This window comes from Streptococcus mitis (assembly GCF_002860865.1).
Classification (GTDB): domain Bacteria; phylum Bacillota; class Bacilli; order Lactobacillales; family Streptococcaceae; genus Streptococcus; species Streptococcus mitis_AT.
In genome coordinates this window covers 266,788-288,628 of the sequence record NZ_PKIE01000002.1, presented here as the reverse complement: position 1 = coordinate 288,628, position 21,841 = coordinate 266,788, and the positions used below count along the sequence as shown (strand labels likewise).

The window sequence follows — 21,841 nt, the reverse complement described above, 5'->3', positions numbered from 1 at the left end:
GGGCTGTTTTATGATTTATTCTTCATCTGGTGTGAGGATCATCGGGATGATAATCGGTTCACGTTCTGTATTTTCATAAAGGAAGGGGCGAATGGCGTTGACAATGGCACCATTGACAGATTGCACGCTGGCGTCCTTGTTTTTCAGTGCGATACGAATCGCATTGAAGAGGATGCGTTGGCTTTGGCGAATCAAGTCACCAGATTCTCTCATGTAGACAAAGCCTCGGCTGAGGATATCTGGACCAGACAGAATCATCTGCGACTTGAAGTCAACAGTTGCGACTGCTAGAACGACACCGTCTTCAGATAGATCACGACGATCTTTGAGGACAGCTGCGCCGATTTCACCGATACGATTTCCATCGACATAGATATCTTGGGCGTTGAAATGGCCTGCTATACGAGCTGAGTCAGCAGTGAGGGCAAGCACATCACCATTGCTCATGATAAAGATATTGTCCTTCTCGACACCAGTATCCACCGCTAGTCCAGCATGGACTTTCTGCATGCGGTATTCACCGTGGACAGGCATGAAGTATTTTGGCTTAATCAAGCGGAGCATAAGTTTTTGCTCTTGCTGACCACCGTGTCCAGATGTATGGATATTGTTCACTTTACCGTGGATAACTTCGACACCAGCTTCAGAAATGATGTTAATCAGCTTGTTGACGCTAGTCGTGTTTCCAGGGATTGGACTTGAAGAGAAGATAACGGTATCACCTGGTTGGAGTTGCACCTGACGGTGGGTTCCGTTGGCGATACGAGAGAGGGCTGCCATAGGCTCGCCTTGACTACCTGTACAGAGAATCAGAATTTCTCCTGCAGGGTAGTCTTTGATTTCATTTGGCTCGATAAAGGTTCCCTTAGGAGCTTTGATGTAACCAAGCTCAATTCCGTTGACAATAGCCTTTTCCATAGAACGGCCAAAGACCGCAATCTTACGTCCTGTCTTAACAGCAGCTTCTGTTGCTTGTTGGAGACGGAAGATATTTGAGGCAAAGGATGCAAAGATGATACGTCCTTCGATGCCTTGGATAATCTTCATGATGGACTGGCCAACGACTTTTTCAGAGTTGGTAAAGGTTGGCACTTCCGCATTTGTTGAGTCAGACAGGAGACAGAGCACGCCGTCTTCACCAAGGGCTGCCATACGGTGCAAATCTGCTGGTTCACCAACTGGTGTTAAGTCAAACTTAAAGTCACCCGTACAGACGATTTTTCCTTGAGGAGTATGGATAACAATCCCCAAAGGCTCTGGAATAGAGTGAGTCGTTCTAAAGAAAGTTGCCTTGAGATTTTTAAAGGTCAACTCAGTGTTGTGGTTGATTTCGTAAAGTTTGGCGTTGCGCAAGAGACCGTGTTCTTCGAGTTTTCCACGGATTAAAGCCAAGGCAAGTGGTCCAGCATAGATTGGGACATTTGCTTGCTTGAGTAGGAATGGAATCCCACCGATGTGGTCCTCGTGTCCGTGTGTAATCAGAACAGCCTTGACGCGGTCGATATTGTCTACGATGTAAGAGTAGTCAGGAATGACATAGTCGATACCAAGCAAGTCATCTTCTGGGAATTTAATCCCAGCATCGACGATGATAATCTCGTCTTGGTATTCAATTCCGTATGTGTTTTTCCCGATTTCTCCCAGACCACCGATGGCAAAAACGCCGACTTCTTCAGGTTTAAGAGTATAGGCCATATTAGAACTCCGTGATTTCGAAGGCGCCAGTTTCTTTTTCGTAATCTAGCAATTTGTCAGACAAGCGTTCGATATACTCGATGTTGTACTCTGGGCGATTTTCTTCTACAAGTTGGCGAGCAGCGATGCGACCCTCAAGTTCTGAGCTGGCATCGATGTCTAGGTAAAGTGCGCGTGTTGTTTCACGACGTGGGCTACGTTCTTTTGTTTCTTGATAAAAAACTTTGTAAATCATATAGTTCCTTTCTATTTTACAGGTCAGCTTATTCCAAACTTTTAGCAGAGATTTGCTTGATTTCATTCCATTTTGTGTCTAGATTGACCTTGATTCGTTACAATTATTTCAATTATACCACAAAATGAAAAATTAGTAAAAGACGGAAACGAGAAAGTCATGGGACGATTTCTTTGGGAAGCGCTTGCAAAAAACAAAGAAAATGTGTTATATTGATAACGGAAGTGAAATTTATTGCTTGTCATAATTCCATATAGATTTTAAGTCAAGGAGGTTGCCCTATGTATAACTTATTTGCTTTTGCTATCGGAGCTCGCTTGGTAGCTTTTATTGTTTTTGTTGCTTGCGTTTATGCGGGGAATCTTCTATTTGCCAAACTGGAACGACGACAAAGCAAGTTCTTGTGGAAAATTACCTTTGTGACTCTCTACTCGCTTTTTCTCCTCCTCGTAACCTATATCGTTTGGTTTGTATTTTACTTTGGATTAAATGCTTAGATGCCCTGCTCATGCTGGGGCATTTTGTTTGGGGATAAAGAAAATTCCCATGCGCCAGCTTTTGTAGTATAATAGTAAGCAGACAAAAAGATAGGAATGTGTTATGAAAGTATTAGCTTTTGATACGTCCAGCAAGGCTCTTTCTCTCGCTATTTTAGAGGACAAGCAGGTTCTTGCCGAGACGACGATTAATATTAAGAAAAATCACAGTATTACCCTCATGCCTGCCATCGATTTTTTGATGGCAAGTTTGGACTGGACGCCCAAGGATTTGGACCGAATCGTGGTAGCTGAAGGGCCGGGGAGCTACACAGGCTTGCGAATTGCGGTAGCAACTGCCAAAACCTTAGCTCACACTCTGAACATCGAGTTGGTTGGTATGTCGAGTCTCTTAGCTCTGGTGCCATACCAGCAAGAAGGCTTGTTCGTTCCTTTGATGGATGCGCGTCGTAACAATGTTTATGCAGGATTTTATGAAAATGCCAAACCTGTCATGCCAGAAGCACACCTGCCTTTTGAGCGAGTCATCGAGCTAATCAAGGGTGCTAGTCAGGTAACCTTTGTCGGAGAAGTTGGCCCCTTTGTGGAGCAAATTCAAGAACATTTGCCAAGGACTAATTTCAAAGAAACCTTGCCTAATGCAGCCAATCTTGCTCTTTTGGCCTGGGATAAGGAAGCAGACTCCTTGCACGACTTTGTTCCCAATTACCTCAAACGAGTCGAGGCTGAGGAAAACTGGCTCAAGAACCATACCGAGTCTGGTGAGTCTTACATTAAACGCCTATGATAGAAATCAAACGAATCCAACAGCAGCCTGACTTGGCACAAGCCATCTACGCTGTCATGGCAGCTGTTTACCCAGTCAGTCCTTGGACGTTGGAACAAATCCAAGCAGACCTGTCCCAAGACCAGACTTGGTATGCTCTAGCTTATGATGGGACGGAAGTGATTGGATTTTTAGCTGTTCAGGAGAATCTATTTGAGGCAGAAGTCCTGCAAATCGCTGTCAAGCAAACCTATCAGGGTCAGGGGATTGCGTCAGCCTTGTTTGCTAAATTGCCGGCAGAAAAGGAGATTTTCCTCGAAGTCAGAAAGTCAAATCAACGAGCGCAAGCATTTTACAAGAAAGAAAAGATGGCGGTCATCGCTGAGCGAAAGGCCTACTACCATGATCCAGTCGAGGACGCCATCATCATGAAGAGAGAAATAGATGAAGGATAGATATATTTTAGCATTTGAGACATCCTGTGATGAGACCAGTGTCGCCGTCTTGAAAAACGACGATGAGCTCTTGTCCAATGTCATTGCTAGTCAAATTGAGAGTCACAAACGTTTTGGGGGCGTAGTGCCTGAAGTAGCCAGTCGTCACCATGTCGAGGTCATTACAGCCTGTATTGAGGAAGCTTTGACAGAAGCAGGGATTACCGAAGACGATGTTACAGCTGTTGCAGTTACCTATGGACCGGGCTTAGTTGGAGCTTTACTAGTTGGTTTGTCAGCTGCCAAGGCCTTTGCTTGGGCACATGGACTTCCGCTGATTCCCGTTAACCACATGGCTGGTCACCTCATGGCAGCTCAAAGTGTAGAGCCTTTGGAGTTTCCTTTGCTAGCCCTCTTGGTTAGTGGCGGTCACACAGAGTTGGTCTATGTTTCCGAGGCTGGTGATTACAAGATTGTTGGGGAAACGCGAGATGACGCGGTTGGTGAGGCTTATGATAAGGTAGGTCGCGTCATGGGACTGACCTATCCAGCAGGTCGCGAGATTGACGAGCTGGCTCATCAGGGGCAGGATATTTATGATTTCCCACGTGCCATGATTAAGGAAGATAATCTGGAGTTCTCCTTCTCAGGTTTGAAATCTGCCTTTATCAACCTTCACCACAATGCCGAGCAAAAGGGAGAGAGCTTGTCAACAGAGGATTTGTGTGCTTCCTTCCAAGCAGCTGTACTGGATATTCTCATGGCAAAAACCAAGAAGGCTTTGGAGAAATACCCTGTTAAAACCCTTGTCGTGGCAGGTGGTGTGGCAGCCAATAAAGGTCTCAGAGAACGCCTAGCAGCCGATGTTACAGATGTTAAGGTTATCATCCCACCACTGCGCCTCTGCGGAGACAATGCAGGTATGATTGCCTATGCTAGCGTCAGCGAGTGGAACAAAGAAAATTTTGCAAGCTTGGACCTCAATGCCAAACCTAGCCTCGCTTTTGATACGATAGAATAAAGAGTCAGCTTGAGGCTGGCTTTTTCACTCGACGAAATGTCAGAATATTTTGACAAAACTATAAAAATAATGATATAATATGCAAAATCTAGGAGGTAGCAAGATGATTGAGAGAATGGAATTGGGGGAATTTTACAAGGAATTGCGCTTGGCTAGAAAGCTCAAGCAGTCAGATGTGGCTTGTGCTGGACTAACAGCCTCTCAGTTGTCAAAGTTTGAGCTAGGGCAGTCTATGCTATCTGCGGATAAGTTGATCCTAGCCATTCAAGGGATCAATATGAATTTTGATGAGTTTGGACACAAGCTCAACAACTATCAAGAATCTCCACATATGCGAATTGGTAGAAAGGTTGAGGATTGCTTTGCCCATCAAGATATTGCTGGTTTAGAGCAACTGTTGGAGGAAGTCGAGCGAGAACAGATGGCGCAGACCTATCGTCGTTTGAATGCTATTGTAATTAAAAACGCACTCCATTCCTTGGATAAAAGCTATTCGCTAGCAGAGGAGGATAGCGAGTTTTTGACTACCTACCTCTACGCTATTGAGTCTTGGACCTGGTTTGAACTCTATCTTTTTTGCAATACTATGCCCTTCTTGAGTAACCAAGATTTGATATTTTTATCAACCGCTTTAATTGAGAAATCCAAAGAATTTAAAGAGTTAGTACATAATAGACTGTATATGAAAAGTGGATTTCTGAATATTATATCAGAACTCATGGAGCGTAAGCTATTTTCTTATATTCCAATCTTTGAGGCCGAGTTGGAGAGTATGCTCCGCTCGTACGATGTTTTTGAGAAAGTATCATGGCAATTTTTAAAGAAAATGAGTGTCTTTCTTCAAACCAAAGGAAGCAATCAAAAAGAGATTGAACACTTTATCCAATCTCTGCAAGTATTAGAAAATCCACAATTGCTAGCCCTCTTCGAATTGCGTTTTCAGCAATACAAAGAACTTATCGATTAATTAGAAACGGGAAGACGATAACCCACTCCGAAATAAGCAGGAGTATCAGTTGGATTTTTCTTTTCTTCATCATTATATCCCTCCTTGTTAGTAGTAACTTTATTATACCAGTGAAATAATCAAATCTACTAAAATCGCAAATGTGAAATTTCTATAAGAAAAAATATCAAATATGCGATTTTCTAAAATAAGCCAATTTCCATGTTATACTGACCTTGTAAAACATTTGAAGCAAATCCTAGGTCGCAGAAGTGGTTTACAAGAAGAAAACAATTGAAGGAGTATAAAAGATGTTAAATTTACAATTTGCAGAAACGATGGAATTGACAGAAGATGAGTTGCAAGATGTTAGAGGAGGCAACACTGTGGTTAACCCAGGCGGTGGAATTGGAGTAGGCTTAGGAGCACCTTGGTCAATCACTAATTTCTGGAAGAAATATTTTAACCATGATTCTTCCACTGTTAATCGTAGTCATTGATATTTAAAGCCCTTGCCTTTGTTTGGGTTAGGGCTTTCTTTATTTCGTAATATAGGAGAAAATAGGATGAAAAAGATAATCTCACGCTACTACTTTATTATAGCTGCTCTACTAGTTATTGCTGACCAGAAGTTCAGTGGTCTGGTTTTATCTAGCGACTTTGCTCTTGGTCTATCTGACTTTGCCTATTATCTGTCGGATATGATGTTGAATTTTCTTGTGGTTTTATTTGCTCTTATTGCTATGATTTGGTCGGGAAAATGGCAACAAATCAACAGTAGAAAGTTTAAAGGATCCTATCTTTTCTATTCCTTCCTAGCTTTGCTTGCTTTTGTTGTTTGGAATTTCGTCACCTTTTTTCTTTTCCCACCTACTCGAAATGAAATTTCTTATCAACATGCTGCTCCTACTTTTACAGGAGCTACGGCATTTTTGATGTATTTTTTTTATCCTGTGATTGCAGGTCCCATTTTTGAAGACATGATTTATCGTGGATTAGTGATGACTGCTCTGGAAAAAGGAAAGAAATGGGGGCTAGATGTACTTGGTTCCGCTGTTTTATTTGGGGTCTCGCACATTAGTAATCACGGTTGGGTCTTGACAGACTTTGTCTTCTATATGGGTGGAGGTCTTATATTTGCAGTCTTATTTAGAATGACAAAGTCAATTTATTGGCCTATTGGACTGCATATAGTCTACAATGGTATTGGTCAAATTTTACCGTTGCTGTAATTTCATTTGCTTAGTAATATTTTAGGAAGAGTGTTCCTAGGTATTCTACCCATCTAGTTTATTTCCTTGCTGAATACTCTTATATTTGTTTGTAATCGCATTTTTAGGTATCCTTTTCATAAAAATGATCTTAGTTTTAGTAACTATTGCTACTAGCTTTGTTTTATTGCTATTTCTTCTAGTCGCCTTTTTCATGCTCCTGAATATCCGTGAAAGTGTTTAGCGGAGAATTTGTATAATATATGTTTGAGACTGGATTGCCAGTCTTTTTATGATGGTCAAAATCAGCAGACTTTTTTCTCTTTCCCGAATGTGTTATAATAGTCCATGCTGTGGCTGGAACCGATTCAGCCTACTTATACTCTTCGAAAATCTCTTCAAACCGCGTCAGCTTCTATCTGCAACCTCAAAACATGTTTTGAGCAACCTGTGGCTAGCTTCCTAGTTTGCTCTTTGATTTTCATTGAGTATTATTAAGACAATATGAGGAGAAAGATGAAAGAAAAAGGATTTTGGGAAGGGACGCAGGCGGCCATGCCAACGGCCCTTGGTTATGTCAGTATTGGCTTGGCCTGTGGGATTATCGGTGCGCCCTATGTGACACCTGTTGAGATGGGCTTGATGAGCCTCTTTGTTTATGCTGGGAGTGCCCAGTTTGCCATGCTGGCACTGATTGCGGTTCAAGCACCTGTGGCAGCTATTGCTATGACGGTTTTTTTGATTAATTTACGTCTCTTTTTGTTGAGTTTACACGCATCGACTTATTTCCGTCATACCAGTCTCTGGCAAAATATCGGTATGTCTAGTCTTTTGACGGATGAGACTTATGGCGTTTTGATGGGCGAATTGGCCCATGCAGACAAGGTCAATCCTATGTGGATGCACGGAAACAATCTCAACAGCTATGTGGCTTGGTTTGTGGGAACAGTTGTCGGAACGGCTCTGGGTGGTCTACTGCCAAATCCAGAAATCTTTGGATTGGATTTTGCCCTGGTTGGGATGTTCATTGGAATTTTTGCTTCGCAATTCCAGATTATGCAAAGACGGATTCCTGTCCGCAATCTGTTCATCATCCTAGCGGTTGTTGCGGTGTCCTTCTTTTTGCTCTTGACAGTGGTGTCTCAGTCACTAGCTGTTCTGTTTGCGACCTTGCTAGGTTGTACAATGGGGGTGGTTTTAGATGGTCAGTAAGTATCTTTTATTAGCAGTTATTTTCTCTGGCTTGGTGACTTGGATTCCCCGTATGATTCCCTTCATCTTGGTCAAGTATAAGGGCTTGCCTGCAATCGTTGAGCGTTTTTTGAAATTCTTGCCTGTTTCTATTATCTTTGCCTTGATTCTTTCAAGTGTAGTGACAGGCAAGGTTGGTAGCCTTCCTCAAATCAAATGGCTGGACTTCTTAGCAGTCTTTCCAACGGCTTGGGTGGCCTTTCGTTACCGCAATCTAGTCGGAACAGTTCTCTTTGGAGTGGTCTTAATTGCAGTTTTACGTTTGGTCTTTTAATACTCTTCGAAAATCAAATTCAAACCACGTCAGCTTCACCTTGCCGTACTCAAGTACAGCCTGCGGCTAGCTTTCTAGTTTGCTCTTTGATTTTCATTGAGTATAAATCAGCCATAAAGAAAACCTATCACAGATATAGATATCATATAATGGCGCAAATGGTCTTTTTCTGTTAAGATTATAAGGTATTCTATTTTGGAGGAAATGACATGAAAAAAATCGTTAAATACTCATCTCTTGCTGCCCTAGGGCTTGTTGCTGCAGGTGTACTAGCAGCTTGCTCAGGTGGTGCTAAGAAAGAAGGAGAAGCAGCTAGCAAGAAAGAAATTATCGTTGCAACTAATGCTACACCAAAACCATTCAACTATGAAGAAAATGGCGAATTGACTGGTTACGAAATTGAAGTGGTTCGCGCTATCTTTAAAGACTCTGACAAGTATGATGTCAAGTTTGAGAAGACAGAGTGGTCAGGAGTCTTTGCAGGACTTGATGCCGACCGTTACAATATGGCTGTTAGCAACATCAGCTACACTAAAGAACGTGCTGAAAAATACCTTTACGCAGCTCCAACTGCTAAAAACCCTAACGTTCTTGTAGTGAAAAAAGATGACCCTAGCATCAAATCGCTTGATGATATCGGTGGAAAATCAACAGAAGTTGTTCAAGGGACAACATCTGCTAAACAGCTAGAAGACTACAACAAACAACATTCAGATAATCCAACTGTCCTAAAGTATACTAAAGCAGACTTCCAACAAATCATGGGACGCTTGAGCGATGGACAGTTTGACTACAAGATTTTTGATAAAATCGGTGTTGAAACAGTCATCAAGGACCAAGGTTTGGACAACTTGAAAGTTATTGAACTTCCAAGCGACCAACAACCTTACGTTTACCCACTTCTTGCTAAAGGTCAAGATGAGTTGAAATCATTTGTAGATAAACGTATCCAAGAACTCTACAAAGACGGAACGCTTGAAAAGTTGTCTAAACAATTCTTCGGAGACACTTACCTACCAGCAGAAGCTGATATTAAATAATTTTGTGAAATCATCCATTCTGAATCAGGTGGATGATTTCTCAGTTTTTAGGGATATAGTTTTAAACTATATATCTGATTATCTAATAACAATTTGTGAAATCAAACAAATTGTGAGATACTAGTACGGTATTATTTTTAAGGAGAAAGAATCATGAAAATCAAAAAATGGCTTGGTGTGGCAGCTCTTGCTACAGTCGCAGGTTTGGCTCTTGCAGCTTGCGGAAATTCAGAAAAGAAAGCAGACAATGCAACAACTATCAAAATCGCAACTGTTAACCGTAGCGGTTCTGAAGAAAAACGTTGGGACAAAATCCAAGAATTGGTTAAAAAAGACGGTATCACTTTGGAATTTACAGAGTTCACAGACTATTCACAACCAAACAAGGCAACTGCTGATGGCGAAGTAGATTTGAACGCTTTCCAACACTATAACTTCTTGAACAACTGGAACAAAGAAAACGGGAAAGACCTTGTAGCGATTGCAGATACTTACATCTCTCCAATCCGCCTTTACTCAGGTTTGAATGGAAGTGACAACAAGTACACTAAAGTAGAAGACATCCCAGCAAACGGAGAAATTGCTGTACCGAACGATGCTACAAACGAAAGCCGTGCGCTTTACTTGCTTCAATCAGCTGGCTTGATTAAATTGGACGTTTCAGGAACTGCTCTTGCAACAGTTGCTAACATCAAAGAAAATCCAAAGAACTTGAAAATCACTGAATTGGACGCTAGCCAAACAGCTCGTTCATTGTCATCAGTTGACGCTGCCGTTGTAAACAATACCTTCGTTACAGAAGCAAAATTGGACTACAAGAAAGCACTTTTCAAAGAACAAGCTGATGAAAACTCAAAACAATGGTACAACATCATCGTTGCGAAAAAAGATTGGGAATCATCACCAAAAGCTGATGCTATCAAGAAAGTGATCGCAGCTTACCACACAGATGACGTGAAAAAAGTTATCGAAGAAACATCAGACGGTTTGGATCAACCAGTTTGGTAATAAGAAACAGGGAGGTGGGAGAGAAAATTCCACCTCTTGCTTTTGTATAGAGCATGGATTGTAAAGAAGACTATAGGTTCATAGAAAGGTAGAGAGAATATGGTTTTTCCTAGCGAACAAGAACAGATTGAAAAATTTGAAAAGGATCATGTAGCCCAGCATTATTTTGAGGTTTTGCGTACCTTGATTTCTAAGAAGTCGGTCTTTGCCCAACAGGTGGGTCTCAAAGAAGTTGCCAACTATCTGGGTGAGATTTTCAAGCGTGTGGGAGCTGAAGTGGAGATTGATGAGACTTATACAGCGCCCTTTGTCATGGCACATTTCAAGAGTTCGCGTCCAGATGCCAAGACCTTGATTTTCTATAACCACTATGACACTGTGCCAGCGGACGGGGATCAGGTGTGGACAGAGGATCCCTTTACGCTTTCGGTCCGCAATGGCTTCATGTATGGGCGTGGGGTTGATGACGACAAGGGTCATATCACTGCACGACTCAGTGCGCTGAGAAAATACATGCAAGATCATGACGATCTCCCTGTTAACATCAGCTTTATCATGGAAGGGGCAGAGGAGTCAGCCTCTGTTGACTTGGACAAATACCTAGAAAAGCATGCTAAAAAGCTACGAGGCGCTGACTTGTTAGTCTGGGAACAGGGAACCAAAAATGCCTTGGAACAGCTAGAAATTTCTGGTGGAAATAAGGGGATTGTGACCTTTGATGCCAAGGTAAAAAGCGCTGATGTGGATATCCATTCTAGTTATGGTGGGGTTGTGGAATCAGCTCCATGGTACCTCCTTCAAGCTCTACAGTCTCTTCGTGCTGCAGATGGCCGTATCTTGGTTGAAGGCTTGTACGAAGAAGTACAAGAGCCAAATGAACGTGAATTGGCTTTGGTGGATACCTATGCCCAACGAAATCCAGGGGAAATCAGCCAGATTTATGGTTTGGAATTGCCTCTCTTACAAGAGGACCGTGCAGCCTTTCTAAAACGTTTCTTTTTCGAGCCAGCTCTTAATATCGAGGGGATCCAGTCAGGTTATCAAGGGCAAGGAGTTAAAACGATTTTGCCAGCAGAAGCTAGTGCCAAGTTAGAGGTTCGTTTGGTTCCTGGCCTAGAACCGCATGATGTTCTGGAAAAAATTAGGAAACAGCTAGACAAAAATGGCTTTGATAAGGTAGAATTATACTATACCTTGGGAGAGATGAGCTATCGAAGCGATATGAGCGCGCCAGCCATTCTCAATGTAATCGAGTTGGCCAAGAAATTCTATCCACAGGGTGTTTCAGTCTTGCCGACGACAGCGGGGACAGGGCCTATGCATACGGTCTTTGATGCCCTAGAGGTGCCAATGGTGGCCTTCGGTCTAGGAAATGCTAACAGCCGAGACCACGGTGGAGATGAAAATGTGCGAATCGCCGATTATTACACCCATATTGAATTAGTAGAGGAGCTGATTAGAAGCTATGAGTAGAGATATTATCAAGTTAGATCAGATTGATGTGACTTTTCACCAAAAGAAGAGAACCATCACAGCGGTCAAGGATGTGACCATTCACATCCAAGAAGGAGATATCTACGGAATCGTTGGATATTCTGGAGCAGGGAAATCAACCCTTGTACGGGTGATTAATCTCTTGCAAAAGCCATCTGCAGGGAAAATTACCATTGACGACGATGTGATTTTTGATGGCAAGGTGACCTTGACGGCAGAACAGTTGCGTCGTAAACGTCAGGATATCGGAATGATTTTCCAACATTTCAACCTGATGAGCCAAAAGACAGCAGAGGAGAATGTAGCCTTTGCCCTTAAACACTCTGGACTCAGCAAGGAAGAAAAGAAAGCTAAAGTTGCTAAGTTGTTGGACTTGGTTGGCTTGGCGGACCGTGCTGAAAACTACCCTTCACAACTATCTGGAGGGCAAAAACAGCGTGTGGCCATTGCGCGTGCCTTGGCCAATGATCCAAAAATCTTGATTTCAGATGAGTCAACTTCTGCGCTTGATCCGAAGACAACCAAGCAGATTTTGACCTTGTTGCAAGATTTGAACCAAAAATTAGGTTTGACTGTTGTCTTGATTACGCATGAAATGCAGATTGTCAAAGACATTGCCAACCGTGTGGCAGTTATGCAGGATGGGCATTTGATTGAAGAGGGCAGTGTGCTTGAAATCTTCTCAGACCCTAAACAACCTTTGACTCAAGACTTTATCTCAACAGCTACAGGTATTGACGAAGCCATGGTCAAAATCGAGAAGCAAGAAATCGTGGAACATCTGTCTGAAAACAGTCTCTTGGTGCAACTCAAGTATGCAGGGGCTTCAACAGACGAGCCACTTTTGAATGAATTGTACAAGCATTACCAAGTAACGGCTAATATTCTCTATGGCAATATCGAAATCCTCGATAGCACTCCTGTTGGAGAATTAGTTGTGGTCTTGTCGGGTGAAAAAGCAGCGCTAGCAGGTGCCCAAGAAGCCATTCGTCAAGCAGGCGTACAACTAAAAGTATTGAAGGGAGGACAGTAAGATGGAATCATTGATTCAAACCTATTTACCAAATGTTTATAAAATGGGCTGGGCTGGTCAAGCAGGCTGGGGAACAGCCATCTACCTAACCCTCTATATGACAGTTCTTTCCTTCATCATCGGAGGTTTCTTGGGGCTAGTGGCAGGTCTCTTCCTTGTCTTGACTGCGCCGGGTGGTGTCTTGGAAAATAAGGTCGTTTTCTGGATTTTGGATAAAATCACCTCTATTTTCCGTGCAGTTCCCTTTATCATCCTCTTGGCAGTCTTGTCACCCTTCTCTCATCTAATAGTAGGAACAAGCATTGGTCCAAATGCGGCTATCGTACCGCTATCTTTTGCAGTCTTTGCCTTCTTTGCCCGTCAGGTACAGGTTGTCTTGGCTGAGCTAGACGGGGGTGTCATTGAGGCGGCTCAAGCAAGCGGAGCTACCTTCTGGGATATTGTGGGTGTTTACCTATCAGAAGGTCTTCCAGATTTGATTCGTGTGACAACTGTGACCTTGATTTCCCTTGTTGGGGAAACAGCTATGGCTGGTGCGGTTGGAGCTGGTGGTATTGGTAACGTAGCCATCGCTTATGGATTTAACCGCTACAATCACGATGTGACCATTTTGGCAACCATCATTATCATTTTGATTATCTTTGCAATCCAATTCTTGGGAGATTTCTTGACTAAGAAATTGAGTCATAAATAAAAAAGAGCCGCCTGGCTCTTTTTTAGTAATCAGATTTTCTGTGCCAATTTTTTACTCAAGGCTTGTCCAATCAAGGCACCCACTAGGGCTCCGATGACAATACTTGCTATAAATAGAAGGATGGTTTCAGAGTTTGGCGCGACCATGATACGGTCGATATATTCTTGGGATTTTCCTCTTGCTAGAAGAGTTGTCATATAGGTTTTGGGAGTAATCCACATAAGTAAGATTGGTCCTGATGTGCTAAAGGCAAAGAGTATGAAAGAAAGGAAATTCTTAGTTTGGTCCTTGTATTTTCCGAGGCTAGCTACTCCATCTGCTAGGAGACCACAGATAATTCCAGGAAGGAAGGCACCAGCACCGTGTTTAGTTCCCAAGAAAAAGAGGGCAATAACAAGGCCGATAGTGGTAATGGCTCCAAAGCGCGGAACTTTTGCGACTAGGATCATATAGACGCTACCGCCGACAAGGGCAGTAAAGGCAGGCGCATAAAACATGTTTCCAGCTTGGTCAAAGAGATTGCCCAAAAGGACACCAATCCCCATGCAGAGGAAGTAAAGAACTGCAAAAAGCAGTGTAGTTAAGATAGATTTTTTCATGAATTGTCTCCTGATAATTTTCTCACAATTCTCATTGTACCACGGTTTGGTGGGATTGTAAATGGATACTAGAAGTTTTTGAAAACGCTTGAAATATGATATAATAGTTTCATAGTTATTTTTAGGGGGATATCATGGGGAGATTTTTAGACTTTGTCTTTAATCGTTTCTTTTTAGGGATGATTGCGACAGGCTTCTTTTGGATATTAACATTGGCAGGAGGGATTATTCTTGGTCTAGCGCCTGCTAGTGCCACCTTGATGAGCTTGTGTGCAGAACATGGTTATAGCTTTCGGGAATACAGTTTGAAGGAGGCTTGGTCTCTTTATAAGCAAAATTTTGTATCAAGCAACCTGATTTTCTATAGCTTTATAGGAGTGGATTTGATTTTGGTCTATGGCCTGTATCTCTTGGTACAATTGCCTCATCAGACTATTATTCATTTGATTGCGACCTTTTTGAATGTTCTAGTAGTTACCCTGATCTTTTTGGCTTATACAGTATCTTTGAAATTACAAGTTTATTTTGACTTGTCTTATCGAAATAGTCTCAAACTATCCTTGATTGGCATCTTTATGAGCTTAGCAGCTGTGGCCAAGGTTCTCCTTGGAACTGTGCTACTTGTGGCAATTGGTTACTATATGCCTGCCCTACTTTTCTTTGTAGGAATTGGGATGTGGCATTTCTTTATCAGTGATATGTTGGAACCGATCTATGAAAGTATCCATGAAAAATTGGCGACAAAATAGAATGAAGCAGTTTTGGCTACATACGCTTCTGAGAACCTACAGTTCAGTTATGATGATTATTATTGCGAGTTTTGCAATCTTACTCTCTTACGCTGACTGGGATTCACGGGAAAAGGAAGCTCAGAGAGTAGCCCAGCGTGTAACCACTCGAACAGTCGAAGAGGTGGAATATTATTATCGCGAGTCAGCCCAGCTAGCGCAAGATTTAGTAGCCAATCAAGACCGGATACAAGGGGTTTATAAGTACTTTAGCCTGTCAACTTCTGAGTATTTTTATTGGCTGTTGGAGCATCAAGCGGCTTCGTCAACTTCTATTTCTCTGTATGAAAATATCGATGACCTGTATGTTCAGAATGACTATATAACGGGTGTTGCAATCGTCTTGCAGGACTTTAAAGAAGTTTATGTTTCGAGCAGAAATGAGAGAGGGGGTCATTCGGTACTTGCGGAAGGCTTTAAACCAGAGGCCAATAGTTTTGGAGTTCCTATTTTAGATCCAGCGACGGATCAATCTATAGGGGTTGTTTATATTTCCTTGGATCCAGAAATCTTATACCATGCTGTAGACAATACCCGAGGTCATATTCCGATGGCTGTGACTGTGACATCACCATTTGATACGGAGATTTTTCATATTGGTGAGAGGGTCGATAGGGAGCATGAAAACTGGTTTGTCGGTGTGACCTCTCATGGCTATCAGGTTCAGGTGGCAGTTCCCAAAAACTTTGTTTTACAAGGAACAGTGACCAGCTCTGCTTTGATTGTGGGCTTGAGCCTTCTATTTATTGTCATTCTCTATCTGACGTTGAGGCAGACCTTTGCTAATTATCAAAAGCAGGTAGTGGATCTGGTGGATTCCATCCAAGCTATTGCTCAAGGGGAAGAAGGTCTTCGCATTGACACACTTGAAAAGGATCAGGAATTGCTCTTAATCGCAGAGACGACCAATGATATGTTGGATCGATTGGAAAAGAATATCCATGATATTTACCAGTTAGAGCTTAGTCAAAAAGATGCCAACATGCGAGCCCTGCAGGCGCAAATCAATCCTCATTTTATGTATAATACGCTAGAGTTTTTGCGTATGTACGCAGTCATGCAGAGTCAAGATGAGTTAGCAGATATCATTTATGAATTCAGTAGTCTCTTGCGTAACAATATTTCTGACGAAAGAGAAACTCTTCTCAAACAGGAATTAGAATTTTGCCGTAAATACAGCTATCTCTGCATGGTTCGTTATCCCAAGTCCATTGCCTATGGTTTCAAGATAGATCCAGAGTTAGAGAATATGAAAATTCCTAAGTTTACCTTGCAACCGCTGGTAGAAAATTATTTCGCGCATGGTGTTGACCACAGACGGACAGATAATGTGATTAGCATTAAGGCGCTTAAACGAGATGGTTTTGTGGAAATTTTAGTGGTAGATAATGGTCGTGGGATGTCTGCTGAAAAGCTGGCAAATATTCGAGAAAAATTAAGTCAGAGACATTTTGAACACCAAGCCAGTTACAGTGATCAAAAGCAGTCTATCGGGATTGTCAATGTACATGAGCGTTTTGTGCTCTATTTTGGGGATCGATATGCTATTACTATAGAGTCTGCAGAGCAAGCAGGTGTTCAGTATCGTATTACAATTCAAGATGAGTAGAAAGGGAGAAAATGTATAAAGTATTATTAGTAGATGATGAGTACATGGTGACGGAAGGTCTGAAACGTTTGATTCCCTTTGATAAGTGGGATATGGAGGTCGTCGCAACAGCCAGTCATGCCGATGAAGCCCTAGAATATGTTCAGGAAAATCCCGTCGATGTCATCATTTCAGATGTCAATATGCCCGACAAAACAGGACTTGATATGATTCGGGAAATGAAAGAGATCTTACCAGATGCCGCCTATATCCTGCTGTCAGGTTATCAGGAGTTTGATTATGTAAAAAGAGCTATGAACCTTAGTGTGGTGGACTATCTGGTTAAGCCTGTTGATAAGGTAGAGCTAGGAAATCTGCTGGAGAAGATTGCAGGTCAGCTCGGCGAGAGAGGAAAGAAAAGTCAGACCCTCAGTCAAGATTTAGACGAGGCTGGATTTGTCAGTTATTTAGGGAGTAAGGAGAACTGGTGGATTGGTCTTTCAAAGGAAAAACAAGGTTCTTTCACTATTCCATATTATGTGTTAGGACAAGATTGGCAGATTTTTATTTCTGATCAACCCCTAGATGGTTTAGTCGTTACTCCCTTTGAAGCTCCTTATCAAGAACACTTTGAACGCTGGAAGCTGAATGCTGAGAAAGCCCTCTTTTACGGTTCTGTAAATTTAAAACAGTCTGAGAGTCTCTTTGCTTATTACGAACCGATTTATAGGGTTATCATTCAGGGGAATCTCAGTCAAATCGTGGAAGAGTTAAACCTCTTGGAGAAGGTGGTTCTTGAAAATATACCCCGTGTTCCGATTACCAAACAGCTTTTTATCCAGTTTGTCATGGATGTTTTTCACTTGTTTGAGCATCTAAAAGCTGATGATATGACGGACATTGTCAAAACCATTCATGCTATTCAATCCTTTGATGAATTGGTTCCTTATATTAAGGAAACTCTGACCCGCTTTTTTGGGCAATATCGCATGAATGAAAATGTGGTCAGTGTACTGGAAGTTATTGGGCGTGATTATCAGAAAGAACTTTCGCTCAAGGATATCAGTCAGGATCTTTTTATCAATCCTGTCTATCTAGGTCAGTTGATTAAACGAGAAACAAATTCGACTTTCGCAGAATTACTAAACAAACAACGCATTAAGGCTGCCCAGCAACTCTTACTTTCAACCAGTGACAGTATTGAAGATATTTGCTATGCTGTTGGTTACAGTAACGTGGGATATTTCTATAAAGTGTTCCGAAAATTGTGCGGAAAATCGCCAAAAGCCTACCGAAAACAGGTAGAAACTATACTATAAGATTTGTATTCCCTTACAAAAGGTGCTATAATATCAATAATAATATCAGGAGGTTCTATCATGAAAAAGAAACCGATTTATCTATGGGTCTTGCTAATCTTGTCTGCTCTTATTTCAGCTATGTCTCTGTTTGGAATGTTGAGTCCCTTGCCTAGTAAAGAAGCCCTTCGTGCCGCTCAGAAACAAGTTGCAGGGGTCAGTGCTCAGCAATTAGAAGACAACATCAATTACACCTATAGAGTAGCAGAATCAACTCATTCTATTTTTAATATGGCCTTGATTGTGCTATCTGCTATTTTAGTGGTAGTAGCGATTGTATTCCTTATTCGTAAGAATTTGCAATATGCAAACTATACTTACGTTGGCTATGTTTTGTTAGCTATTATTGGTTCGATTTATGGCTATGTGACTTTACAAGACGCTGTGCAGTTAGTTCACGATGAGACCATGCGTTTAGGGATAAGTGTTATTTCACAAGCTGTTAGCATTTTCTATATCGTCATAAATGTTCTTTTCCTAGCCCTTGTCTTCTATAAGATGTGGCGTCAACAAAAAGCCTTGGCAGAAGAAGAGGAAACAGAAGAAGTTGCTTAAGTATTGACAAAAAAGAGCTATCAAGTTACAATCTTGGTAGTTCTTTTTCGATTAAAAATAAAATCATGGAGGAAAATATGAAGACAATTTCTTTAGTTTATATTAGTTTGAGTGGCAATACTGAGAGTTTTGTGACGCGCTTGAAAGACTATCTCTTGTCCCAGTACGAGGGAATAGAGGTTCAAAAGATTCATATCAAGGATTTGGTCAAGGAAGGTCACGATTTCTATGAAATGGACCACCCTTACGTCGCCTTTCTACCGACCTACCTTGAAGGTGGGAATGGCGTTGATAACGGAGATGTCGAGATCTTGACGACACCAGTGGGGGATTTTATCGCCTATGGTGACAATGCTAGTAAGTGTTTTGGAGTAGTTGGTTCAGGAAATCGTAACTTTAATAACCAATACTGCCTGACAGCCAAGCAATACAGTCAACGTTTTGGTTTCCCTGTATTGGCTGACTTTGAAATGCGAGGCATGCTGGAAGATATCAAACGTGTTGCAGCGATTATCGCAGATTTGTATGAGTTGGAAGAGGCTGGGACAAAAGTCTAACCTTAAATATAAAAAACGAACAAAACGAGTTATCTGAAACTTAGAATTCTGTTTTGTTCGTTTTTTTGTCTAACCTATCGATTTTATACTCAATGAAAATCAAAGAGCAAACTAGGAAGCTAGCCGTAGGCTGTACTTGAGTACGGCAAGGCGAAGCTGACGTGGTTTGAAGAGATTCTCGAATAGTATAAAGTTCTTATAAGAGGTGGTTGAAGTTGTTCAACTGTTTTTTGAGTATAAACAGTCTTTGAGAACGTAAAAAAGCATAAGTTCAGGTATTCAAAACCTTGTTCTTATGCTTTTTATTATAGAAATATTTGCTGAATTTTCTCTTGAAATGAAACCTTATCTTCATCTCGCGCTTGTCAGCTATCCTGCTTTTCCGATTGCGAGTGCGTAGATAAAGAAGATGGCGAAGCCAAAGAGGAAAATCAATCCTGCAATGGCAAGGTGTTTGAGCCAAGAAGGAAGATTTTTGTTTTCACGCGTTACCAAGGCGTAGTTCAAAAGAGCGAAGAATGGTGTTGTCAGGAAAGAACCAATCATAGCAAAGCGGAGCATGGTTGAAACCTGACCAGCGAAGAACTTGATAATGACGATACCGATGATAGCAGTGATGGTCATCCAGATGTTCAAAGATTTACGATTGTCTTCTTTTTGACTGATTAGCAGTCGGAGAGATTCCTGATTGACACGAGAATAGCCATCGATAACAGTAATAACTGTTCCAAAGATACACAGGAAGGCAATAAAGGTAATCAAGTAACGGGACCATTCGCCAAGAACAGAGGCATACATGCCCACGAATTGAGAGATGTATTTGGCTGAAGCAGCTTCAACTGCTTGCCCTGTAGGATACTGAATCAGTGCTCCCAGTGCTACAAAGAACACAGCTAGGATAGCTGTTCCAATGTAACCAACGTTAAAGTCAAATAGAGCGTCCTCGGTGTTAAAGTTGACGGTCTTTTTCTTTTCAGCAGACCAAAGTGAATTGATAGCTGAAATTTCAATAGGAGCCGGCATCCACCCTAAGAGGGAAACGATGAATGGTAGAGCTGCCATTTGCCAAGGTGTCTTTTCGACAAAATCAGAGCTGTATTCGGGATGCTTGACCGCCGCGATGATAACTGCAAGAACAGTTGCAATGGTCAAAGCTGACATGATCCATTTTGCCATGCCGTCTAAGAGTTTGTAGCCTCCAAAGAGTAACATAGCCCAAATGATGGCAACGAGAATGAGGGACCACTGAGTGATGCTAAGACCGATCATTGGGAAGGCGCTGGCGATGATAGCTGAGCACAGAATGGCGACACCAGCTGTGTTGACCATAGCCGAAAAGACATTGAGGATAAAGAAAATCCAGAGATAGAGTTTTCCTTTTTCGGCATAACCTTCAACCAAAGTCTTTCCAGTATCAGCGGTGTATTCAGCACCAAAACGGAAAAATGGATATTTAAAGACATTGGCTAAGATGACCAAGAGTAGTAGAGACCACCCATAAGAACCACCAGCTTGAGTGGAAGATACAATGTGAGAACCTCCAACAGCAGCAGAAGCCATTAGGATTCCAGGTCCCATTGCTTTTAGTTTACTTGTCCAGGTTGATTGATTTAACGAAATAGCTTGTGACATGATAGATGCTCCTTTTTGAATTTTCAGAATAATCTGGATATGTAATCTATATTCTACAAAAAACTTTGGGAAAATGCAAGAATATTTTGAAAAAAGATAGAAAATTACAGAAAATTTACAAAGAAGATCTGAAAATAACTGCTATGATAGCAAGGTGCAGCAGGATAAAGAAAAACCGAGAAGTTTCTTTCTCGTATTTGCTTATTATGAGGTTCTTACTTTTTATGCTCCAAGAGTTGATTGATGTGTTCTACTTTTTTAGCCTCTCTTTTATAGAGGATAGTCCAGATGATGAGGTAGACAATCGCAAACTCGATAATGAGCTGGAGATAGAAGAACCAGTGGAAGGGGAACCAACCAGCCAGAGTTGCTAGTGGGATAAAGCCAGCCAGCATAAGGAAGAAATGAGTCAGAGTGGCACGAAGCATACTCCAATCACGGCTGAATAATCGTTTACCAAAGTTGAAGAGAATACCGATGGCTGCCCAAATAAGTGTACAGTAGAGCAAGACCAGGGCACCGTGAACTTGATGTTGAGTCATTACTTGTCCGATGAGAGAGTCGGGACTTAACGGAGCGTAGGTACTTGGTGCATAAATGAGTGAAAAGATGATAGAGAGGATGAGGCCGATGAGGACACCAGTAGCTGCGTCGTGGAAGATTTGTTTTTTCATAGTTCTAATTTCTCCTTGATGGTTTTTAGATAACGGCGTGAAGAGTAGGTGAAGCTTTCGTTTTTTAGAAAGATTTCTACCAGACCGTTGGGCGTGAGCTTGAGATGAGAGATGGAGTTGATATTGATGATTTCTGATTGGGAAATTTGGATAAAATTGGTTGGCAGAATTTCAAGGACCTGATAGAGTCGCAAATCAATGCTGTAGGTCTGGCTCGCCGTTTCTGCTAGAACCTTCCGATTCTCGATATAGAAGCGTTGAATCTTGACAATCTCGACTAGATAGACCTGATTATTGATTTTCCCTTTGATTTTTTCTGTTAGATCCAGATTTTCTGCGAACTCGATGACTTTCTGGACTTTATCAGTCGGCTGAGGTGCTTGAACAATCAGCTTTTCCTCCTTGTAAGTCTCACTAATCTGTAGTTCTATTTTCATAAACTTCTCTCCTTTTTAGTTATACAAGGTTGTGATCACTTCCTGTATATCTTT

The 21,841-nt window shown here is 41.7% G+C and carries 25 protein-coding genes; 19 read left to right on the top strand and 6 right to left on the bottom strand.

What is annotated here, in order from left to right; all coding sequences use genetic code 11:
* Nucleotides 1-15 precede the first annotated feature (15 nt).
* Complete coding sequence (gene rnjA, locus CYK18_RS05865) at nt 16-1,695, bottom strand: ribonuclease J1 (protein ID WP_101782088.1); 1,680 nt, start codon at nt 1,693-1,695, stop codon at nt 16-18.
* A gap of 1 nt (nt 1,696) precedes the next feature.
* Complete coding sequence (locus CYK18_RS05860; RefSeq protein ID WP_000639575.1) at nt 1,697-1,930, bottom strand: DNA-dependent RNA polymerase subunit epsilon; 234 nt, start codon at nt 1,928-1,930, stop codon at nt 1,697-1,699.
* Between the two features lie 281 nt (nt 1,931-2,211).
* On the opposite strand from CYK18_RS05860, the gene CYK18_RS05855 reads away from it, so the two are divergent.
* The 14 genes from CYK18_RS05855 (at nt 2,212) to CYK18_RS05780 (ending at nt 13,599) form a co-directional block, all read left to right on the top strand.
* The gene (locus CYK18_RS05855; protein WP_101785611.1) at nt 2,212-2,427 is read left to right on the top strand and encodes a hypothetical protein; all 216 of its coding nucleotides are present in this window, start codon (nt 2,212-2,214) and stop codon (nt 2,425-2,427) included.
* A 103-nt stretch (nt 2,428-2,530) separates the two neighbouring features.
* Nucleotides 2,531-3,214: a tRNA (adenosine(37)-N6)-threonylcarbamoyltransferase complex dimerization subunit type 1 TsaB gene (gene tsaB / locus CYK18_RS05850; protein WP_049513052.1), complete on the top strand. Its 684-nt coding sequence runs from the start codon at nt 2,531-2,533 to the stop codon at nt 3,212-3,214.
* The gene (gene rimI, locus CYK18_RS05845) at nt 3,211-3,648 is read left to right on the top strand and encodes a ribosomal protein S18-alanine N-acetyltransferase (protein ID WP_101785609.1); all 438 of its coding nucleotides are present in this window, start codon (nt 3,211-3,213) and stop codon (nt 3,646-3,648) included. Before tsaB ends, rimI begins: the two co-directional genes overlap by 4 nt.
* Entirely contained in the window at nt 3,638-4,648 is a 1,011-nt protein-coding gene (gene tsaD, locus CYK18_RS05840; protein WP_101785607.1) for a tRNA (adenosine(37)-N6)-threonylcarbamoyltransferase complex transferase subunit TsaD, read from the top strand. Before rimI ends, tsaD begins: the two co-directional genes overlap by 11 nt.
* Nucleotides 4,649-4,751: 103 nt before the next feature.
* Entirely contained in the window at nt 4,752-5,615 is an 864-nt protein-coding gene (locus tag CYK18_RS05835) for an XRE/MutR family transcriptional regulator (RefSeq protein WP_101785605.1), read from the top strand.
* Between the two features lie 290 nt (nt 5,616-5,905).
* Nucleotides 5,906-6,094 carry a peptide pheromone VP1 gene (locus CYK18_RS05830; RefSeq protein ID WP_101785603.1) on the top strand — a complete coding sequence of 63 codons (189 nt, stop codon included), beginning with the start codon at nt 5,906-5,908 and terminating at the stop codon, nt 6,092-6,094.
* A gap of 66 nt (nt 6,095-6,160) precedes the next feature.
* The gene (locus tag CYK18_RS05825) at nt 6,161-6,826 is read left to right on the top strand and encodes a CPBP family intramembrane glutamic endopeptidase (protein ID WP_101785601.1); all 666 of its coding nucleotides are present in this window, start codon (nt 6,161-6,163) and stop codon (nt 6,824-6,826) included.
* Nucleotides 6,827-7,321: 495 nt separating this feature from the next.
* Complete coding sequence (locus CYK18_RS05815) at nt 7,322-8,017, top strand: AzlC family ABC transporter permease (RefSeq protein ID WP_101785595.1); 696 nt, start codon at nt 7,322-7,324, stop codon at nt 8,015-8,017.
* Nucleotides 8,007-8,330 (top strand): AzlD domain-containing protein, encoded by a 324-nt coding sequence (locus tag CYK18_RS05810; RefSeq protein ID WP_000253936.1) that lies wholly within the window; start codon nt 8,007-8,009, stop codon nt 8,328-8,330. The genes CYK18_RS05815 and CYK18_RS05810 overlap by 11 nt, the downstream gene beginning before the upstream one ends.
* 209 nt (nt 8,331-8,539) lie before the next feature.
* Complete coding sequence (locus tag CYK18_RS05800) at nt 8,540-9,370, top strand: amino acid ABC transporter substrate-binding protein (protein WP_049500712.1); 831 nt, start codon at nt 8,540-8,542, stop codon at nt 9,368-9,370.
* A gap of 153 nt (nt 9,371-9,523) precedes the next feature.
* Nucleotides 9,524-10,378, top strand: a complete 855-nt coding sequence (locus CYK18_RS05795) for a MetQ/NlpA family ABC transporter substrate-binding protein (protein ID WP_101785593.1) — start codon at nt 9,524-9,526, stop codon at nt 10,376-10,378.
* A gap of 99 nt (nt 10,379-10,477) precedes the next feature.
* Nucleotides 10,478-11,851 carry a M20 family metallopeptidase gene (locus CYK18_RS05790; RefSeq protein WP_101785591.1) on the top strand — a complete coding sequence of 458 codons (1,374 nt, stop codon included), beginning with the start codon at nt 10,478-10,480 and terminating at the stop codon, nt 11,849-11,851.
* The gene (locus tag CYK18_RS05785) at nt 11,844-12,905 is read left to right on the top strand and encodes a methionine ABC transporter ATP-binding protein (protein ID WP_101785589.1); all 1,062 of its coding nucleotides are present in this window, start codon (nt 11,844-11,846) and stop codon (nt 12,903-12,905) included. Before CYK18_RS05790 ends, CYK18_RS05785 begins: the two co-directional genes overlap by 8 nt.
* Nucleotide 12,906: 1 nt before the next feature.
* The gene (locus tag CYK18_RS05780; RefSeq protein WP_000444647.1) at nt 12,907-13,599 is read left to right on the top strand and encodes a methionine ABC transporter permease; all 693 of its coding nucleotides are present in this window, start codon (nt 12,907-12,909) and stop codon (nt 13,597-13,599) included.
* A 29-nt stretch (nt 13,600-13,628) separates the two neighbouring features.
* Here the strand turns inward: CYK18_RS05780 and CYK18_RS05775 are convergent, their stop codons facing one another.
* The gene (locus CYK18_RS05775) at nt 13,629-14,198 is read right to left on the bottom strand and encodes an MptD family putative ECF transporter S component (RefSeq protein ID WP_101785587.1); all 570 of its coding nucleotides are present in this window, start codon (nt 14,196-14,198) and stop codon (nt 13,629-13,631) included.
* Between the two features lie 134 nt (nt 14,199-14,332).
* Here CYK18_RS05775 and CYK18_RS05770 point away from each other — a divergent pair, with 134 nt between their 5' ends.
* From CYK18_RS05770 to nrdI, 5 genes are all read left to right on the top strand, one after another.
* Nucleotides 14,333-14,947, top strand: coding sequence for a YesL family protein (locus CYK18_RS05770; protein ID WP_101785585.1), 615 nt, complete (start codon nt 14,333-14,335; stop codon nt 14,945-14,947).
* On the top strand, nt 14,925-16,595 hold the full coding sequence (locus CYK18_RS05765; protein WP_308300790.1) for a sensor histidine kinase: 1,671 nt from the start codon (nt 14,925-14,927) through the stop codon (nt 16,593-16,595). Before CYK18_RS05770 ends, CYK18_RS05765 begins: the two co-directional genes overlap by 23 nt.
* Nucleotides 16,596-16,606: 11 nt before the next feature.
* A complete protein-coding gene (locus CYK18_RS05760) occupies nt 16,607-17,893 on the top strand; it encodes a response regulator transcription factor (protein WP_101785581.1) in 1,287 nt (428 codons plus the stop codon).
* Nucleotides 17,894-17,953: 60 nt separating this feature from the next.
* Nucleotides 17,954-18,487, top strand: a complete 534-nt coding sequence (locus CYK18_RS05755; protein ID WP_000729014.1) for an ABC transporter permease — start codon at nt 17,954-17,956, stop codon at nt 18,485-18,487.
* Between the two features lie 77 nt (nt 18,488-18,564).
* Nucleotides 18,565-19,044 carry a class Ib ribonucleoside-diphosphate reductase assembly flavoprotein NrdI gene (nrdI, locus tag CYK18_RS05750; RefSeq protein WP_101785579.1) on the top strand — a complete coding sequence of 160 codons (480 nt, stop codon included), beginning with the start codon at nt 18,565-18,567 and terminating at the stop codon, nt 19,042-19,044.
* Between the two features lie 369 nt (nt 19,045-19,413).
* Here nrdI and CYK18_RS05745 read toward each other — a convergent pair whose 3' ends face one another.
* The 3 genes from CYK18_RS05745 to CYK18_RS05735 all read right to left on the bottom strand — a co-directional run bounded on the left by CYK18_RS05745 (nt 19,414) and on the right by CYK18_RS05735 (nt 21,787).
* Nucleotides 19,414-20,676 (bottom strand): NRAMP family divalent metal transporter, encoded by a 1,263-nt coding sequence (locus CYK18_RS05745; RefSeq protein WP_101785577.1) that lies wholly within the window; start codon nt 20,674-20,676, stop codon nt 19,414-19,416.
* Nucleotides 20,677-20,891: 215 nt separating this feature from the next.
* The gene (locus CYK18_RS05740) at nt 20,892-21,350 is read right to left on the bottom strand and encodes a DUF3021 domain-containing protein (protein ID WP_101785575.1); all 459 of its coding nucleotides are present in this window, start codon (nt 21,348-21,350) and stop codon (nt 20,892-20,894) included.
* On the bottom strand, nt 21,347-21,787 hold the full coding sequence (locus CYK18_RS05735; RefSeq protein WP_101785573.1) for a LytTR family DNA-binding domain-containing protein: 441 nt from the start codon (nt 21,785-21,787) through the stop codon (nt 21,347-21,349). Before CYK18_RS05735 ends, CYK18_RS05740 begins: the two co-directional genes overlap by 4 nt.
* Nucleotides 21,788-21,841: the final 54 nt, after the last annotated feature.

Excerpts from the sequence above, each read along its gene's own strand:
- rnjA (WP_101782088.1), bottom strand. The coding sequence starts at position 1,695 with ATGGCCTATACTCTTAAACCTGAAGAAGTCGGCGTTTTTGCCATCGGT.
- CYK18_RS05860 (WP_000639575.1), bottom strand. The coding sequence starts at position 1,930 with ATGATTTACAAAGTTTTTTATCAAGAAACAAAAGAACGTAGCCCACGT.
- CYK18_RS05855 (WP_101785611.1), top strand. The coding sequence starts at position 2,212 with ATGTATAACTTATTTGCTTTTGCTATCGGAGCTCGCTTGGTAGCTTTT.
- tsaB (WP_049513052.1), top strand. The coding sequence starts at position 2,531 with ATGAAAGTATTAGCTTTTGATACGTCCAGCAAGGCTCTTTCTCTCGCT.
- rimI (WP_101785609.1), top strand. The coding sequence starts at position 3,211 with ATGATAGAAATCAAACGAATCCAACAGCAGCCTGACTTGGCACAAGCC.
- tsaD (WP_101785607.1), top strand. The coding sequence starts at position 3,638 with ATGAAGGATAGATATATTTTAGCATTTGAGACATCCTGTGATGAGACC.
- CYK18_RS05835 (WP_101785605.1), top strand. The coding sequence starts at position 4,752 with ATGATTGAGAGAATGGAATTGGGGGAATTTTACAAGGAATTGCGCTTG.
- CYK18_RS05830 (WP_101785603.1), top strand. The coding sequence starts at position 5,906 with ATGTTAAATTTACAATTTGCAGAAACGATGGAATTGACAGAAGATGAG.
- CYK18_RS05825 (WP_101785601.1), top strand. The coding sequence starts at position 6,161 with ATGAAAAAGATAATCTCACGCTACTACTTTATTATAGCTGCTCTACTA.
- CYK18_RS05815 (WP_101785595.1), top strand. The coding sequence starts at position 7,322 with ATGAAAGAAAAAGGATTTTGGGAAGGGACGCAGGCGGCCATGCCAACG.
- CYK18_RS05810 (WP_000253936.1), top strand. The coding sequence starts at position 8,007 with ATGGTCAGTAAGTATCTTTTATTAGCAGTTATTTTCTCTGGCTTGGTG.
- CYK18_RS05800 (WP_049500712.1), top strand. The coding sequence starts at position 8,540 with ATGAAAAAAATCGTTAAATACTCATCTCTTGCTGCCCTAGGGCTTGTT.
- CYK18_RS05795 (WP_101785593.1), top strand. The coding sequence starts at position 9,524 with ATGAAAATCAAAAAATGGCTTGGTGTGGCAGCTCTTGCTACAGTCGCA.
- CYK18_RS05790 (WP_101785591.1), top strand. The coding sequence starts at position 10,478 with ATGGTTTTTCCTAGCGAACAAGAACAGATTGAAAAATTTGAAAAGGAT.
- CYK18_RS05785 (WP_101785589.1), top strand. The coding sequence starts at position 11,844 with ATGAGTAGAGATATTATCAAGTTAGATCAGATTGATGTGACTTTTCAC.
- CYK18_RS05780 (WP_000444647.1), top strand. The coding sequence starts at position 12,907 with ATGGAATCATTGATTCAAACCTATTTACCAAATGTTTATAAAATGGGC.
- CYK18_RS05775 (WP_101785587.1), bottom strand. The coding sequence starts at position 14,198 with ATGAAAAAATCTATCTTAACTACACTGCTTTTTGCAGTTCTTTACTTC.
- CYK18_RS05770 (WP_101785585.1), top strand. The coding sequence starts at position 14,333 with ATGGGGAGATTTTTAGACTTTGTCTTTAATCGTTTCTTTTTAGGGATG.
- CYK18_RS05765 (WP_308300790.1), top strand. The coding sequence starts at position 14,925 with ATGAAAAATTGGCGACAAAATAGAATGAAGCAGTTTTGGCTACATACG.
- CYK18_RS05760 (WP_101785581.1), top strand. The coding sequence starts at position 16,607 with ATGTATAAAGTATTATTAGTAGATGATGAGTACATGGTGACGGAAGGT.
- CYK18_RS05755 (WP_000729014.1), top strand. The coding sequence starts at position 17,954 with ATGAAAAAGAAACCGATTTATCTATGGGTCTTGCTAATCTTGTCTGCT.
- nrdI (WP_101785579.1), top strand. The coding sequence starts at position 18,565 with ATGAAGACAATTTCTTTAGTTTATATTAGTTTGAGTGGCAATACTGAG.
- CYK18_RS05745 (WP_101785577.1), bottom strand. The coding sequence starts at position 20,676 with ATGTCACAAGCTATTTCGTTAAATCAATCAACCTGGACAAGTAAACTA.
- CYK18_RS05740 (WP_101785575.1), bottom strand. The coding sequence starts at position 21,350 with ATGAAAAAACAAATCTTCCACGACGCAGCTACTGGTGTCCTCATCGGC.
- CYK18_RS05735 (WP_101785573.1), bottom strand. The coding sequence starts at position 21,787 with ATGAAAATAGAACTACAGATTAGTGAGACTTACAAGGAGGAAAAGCTG.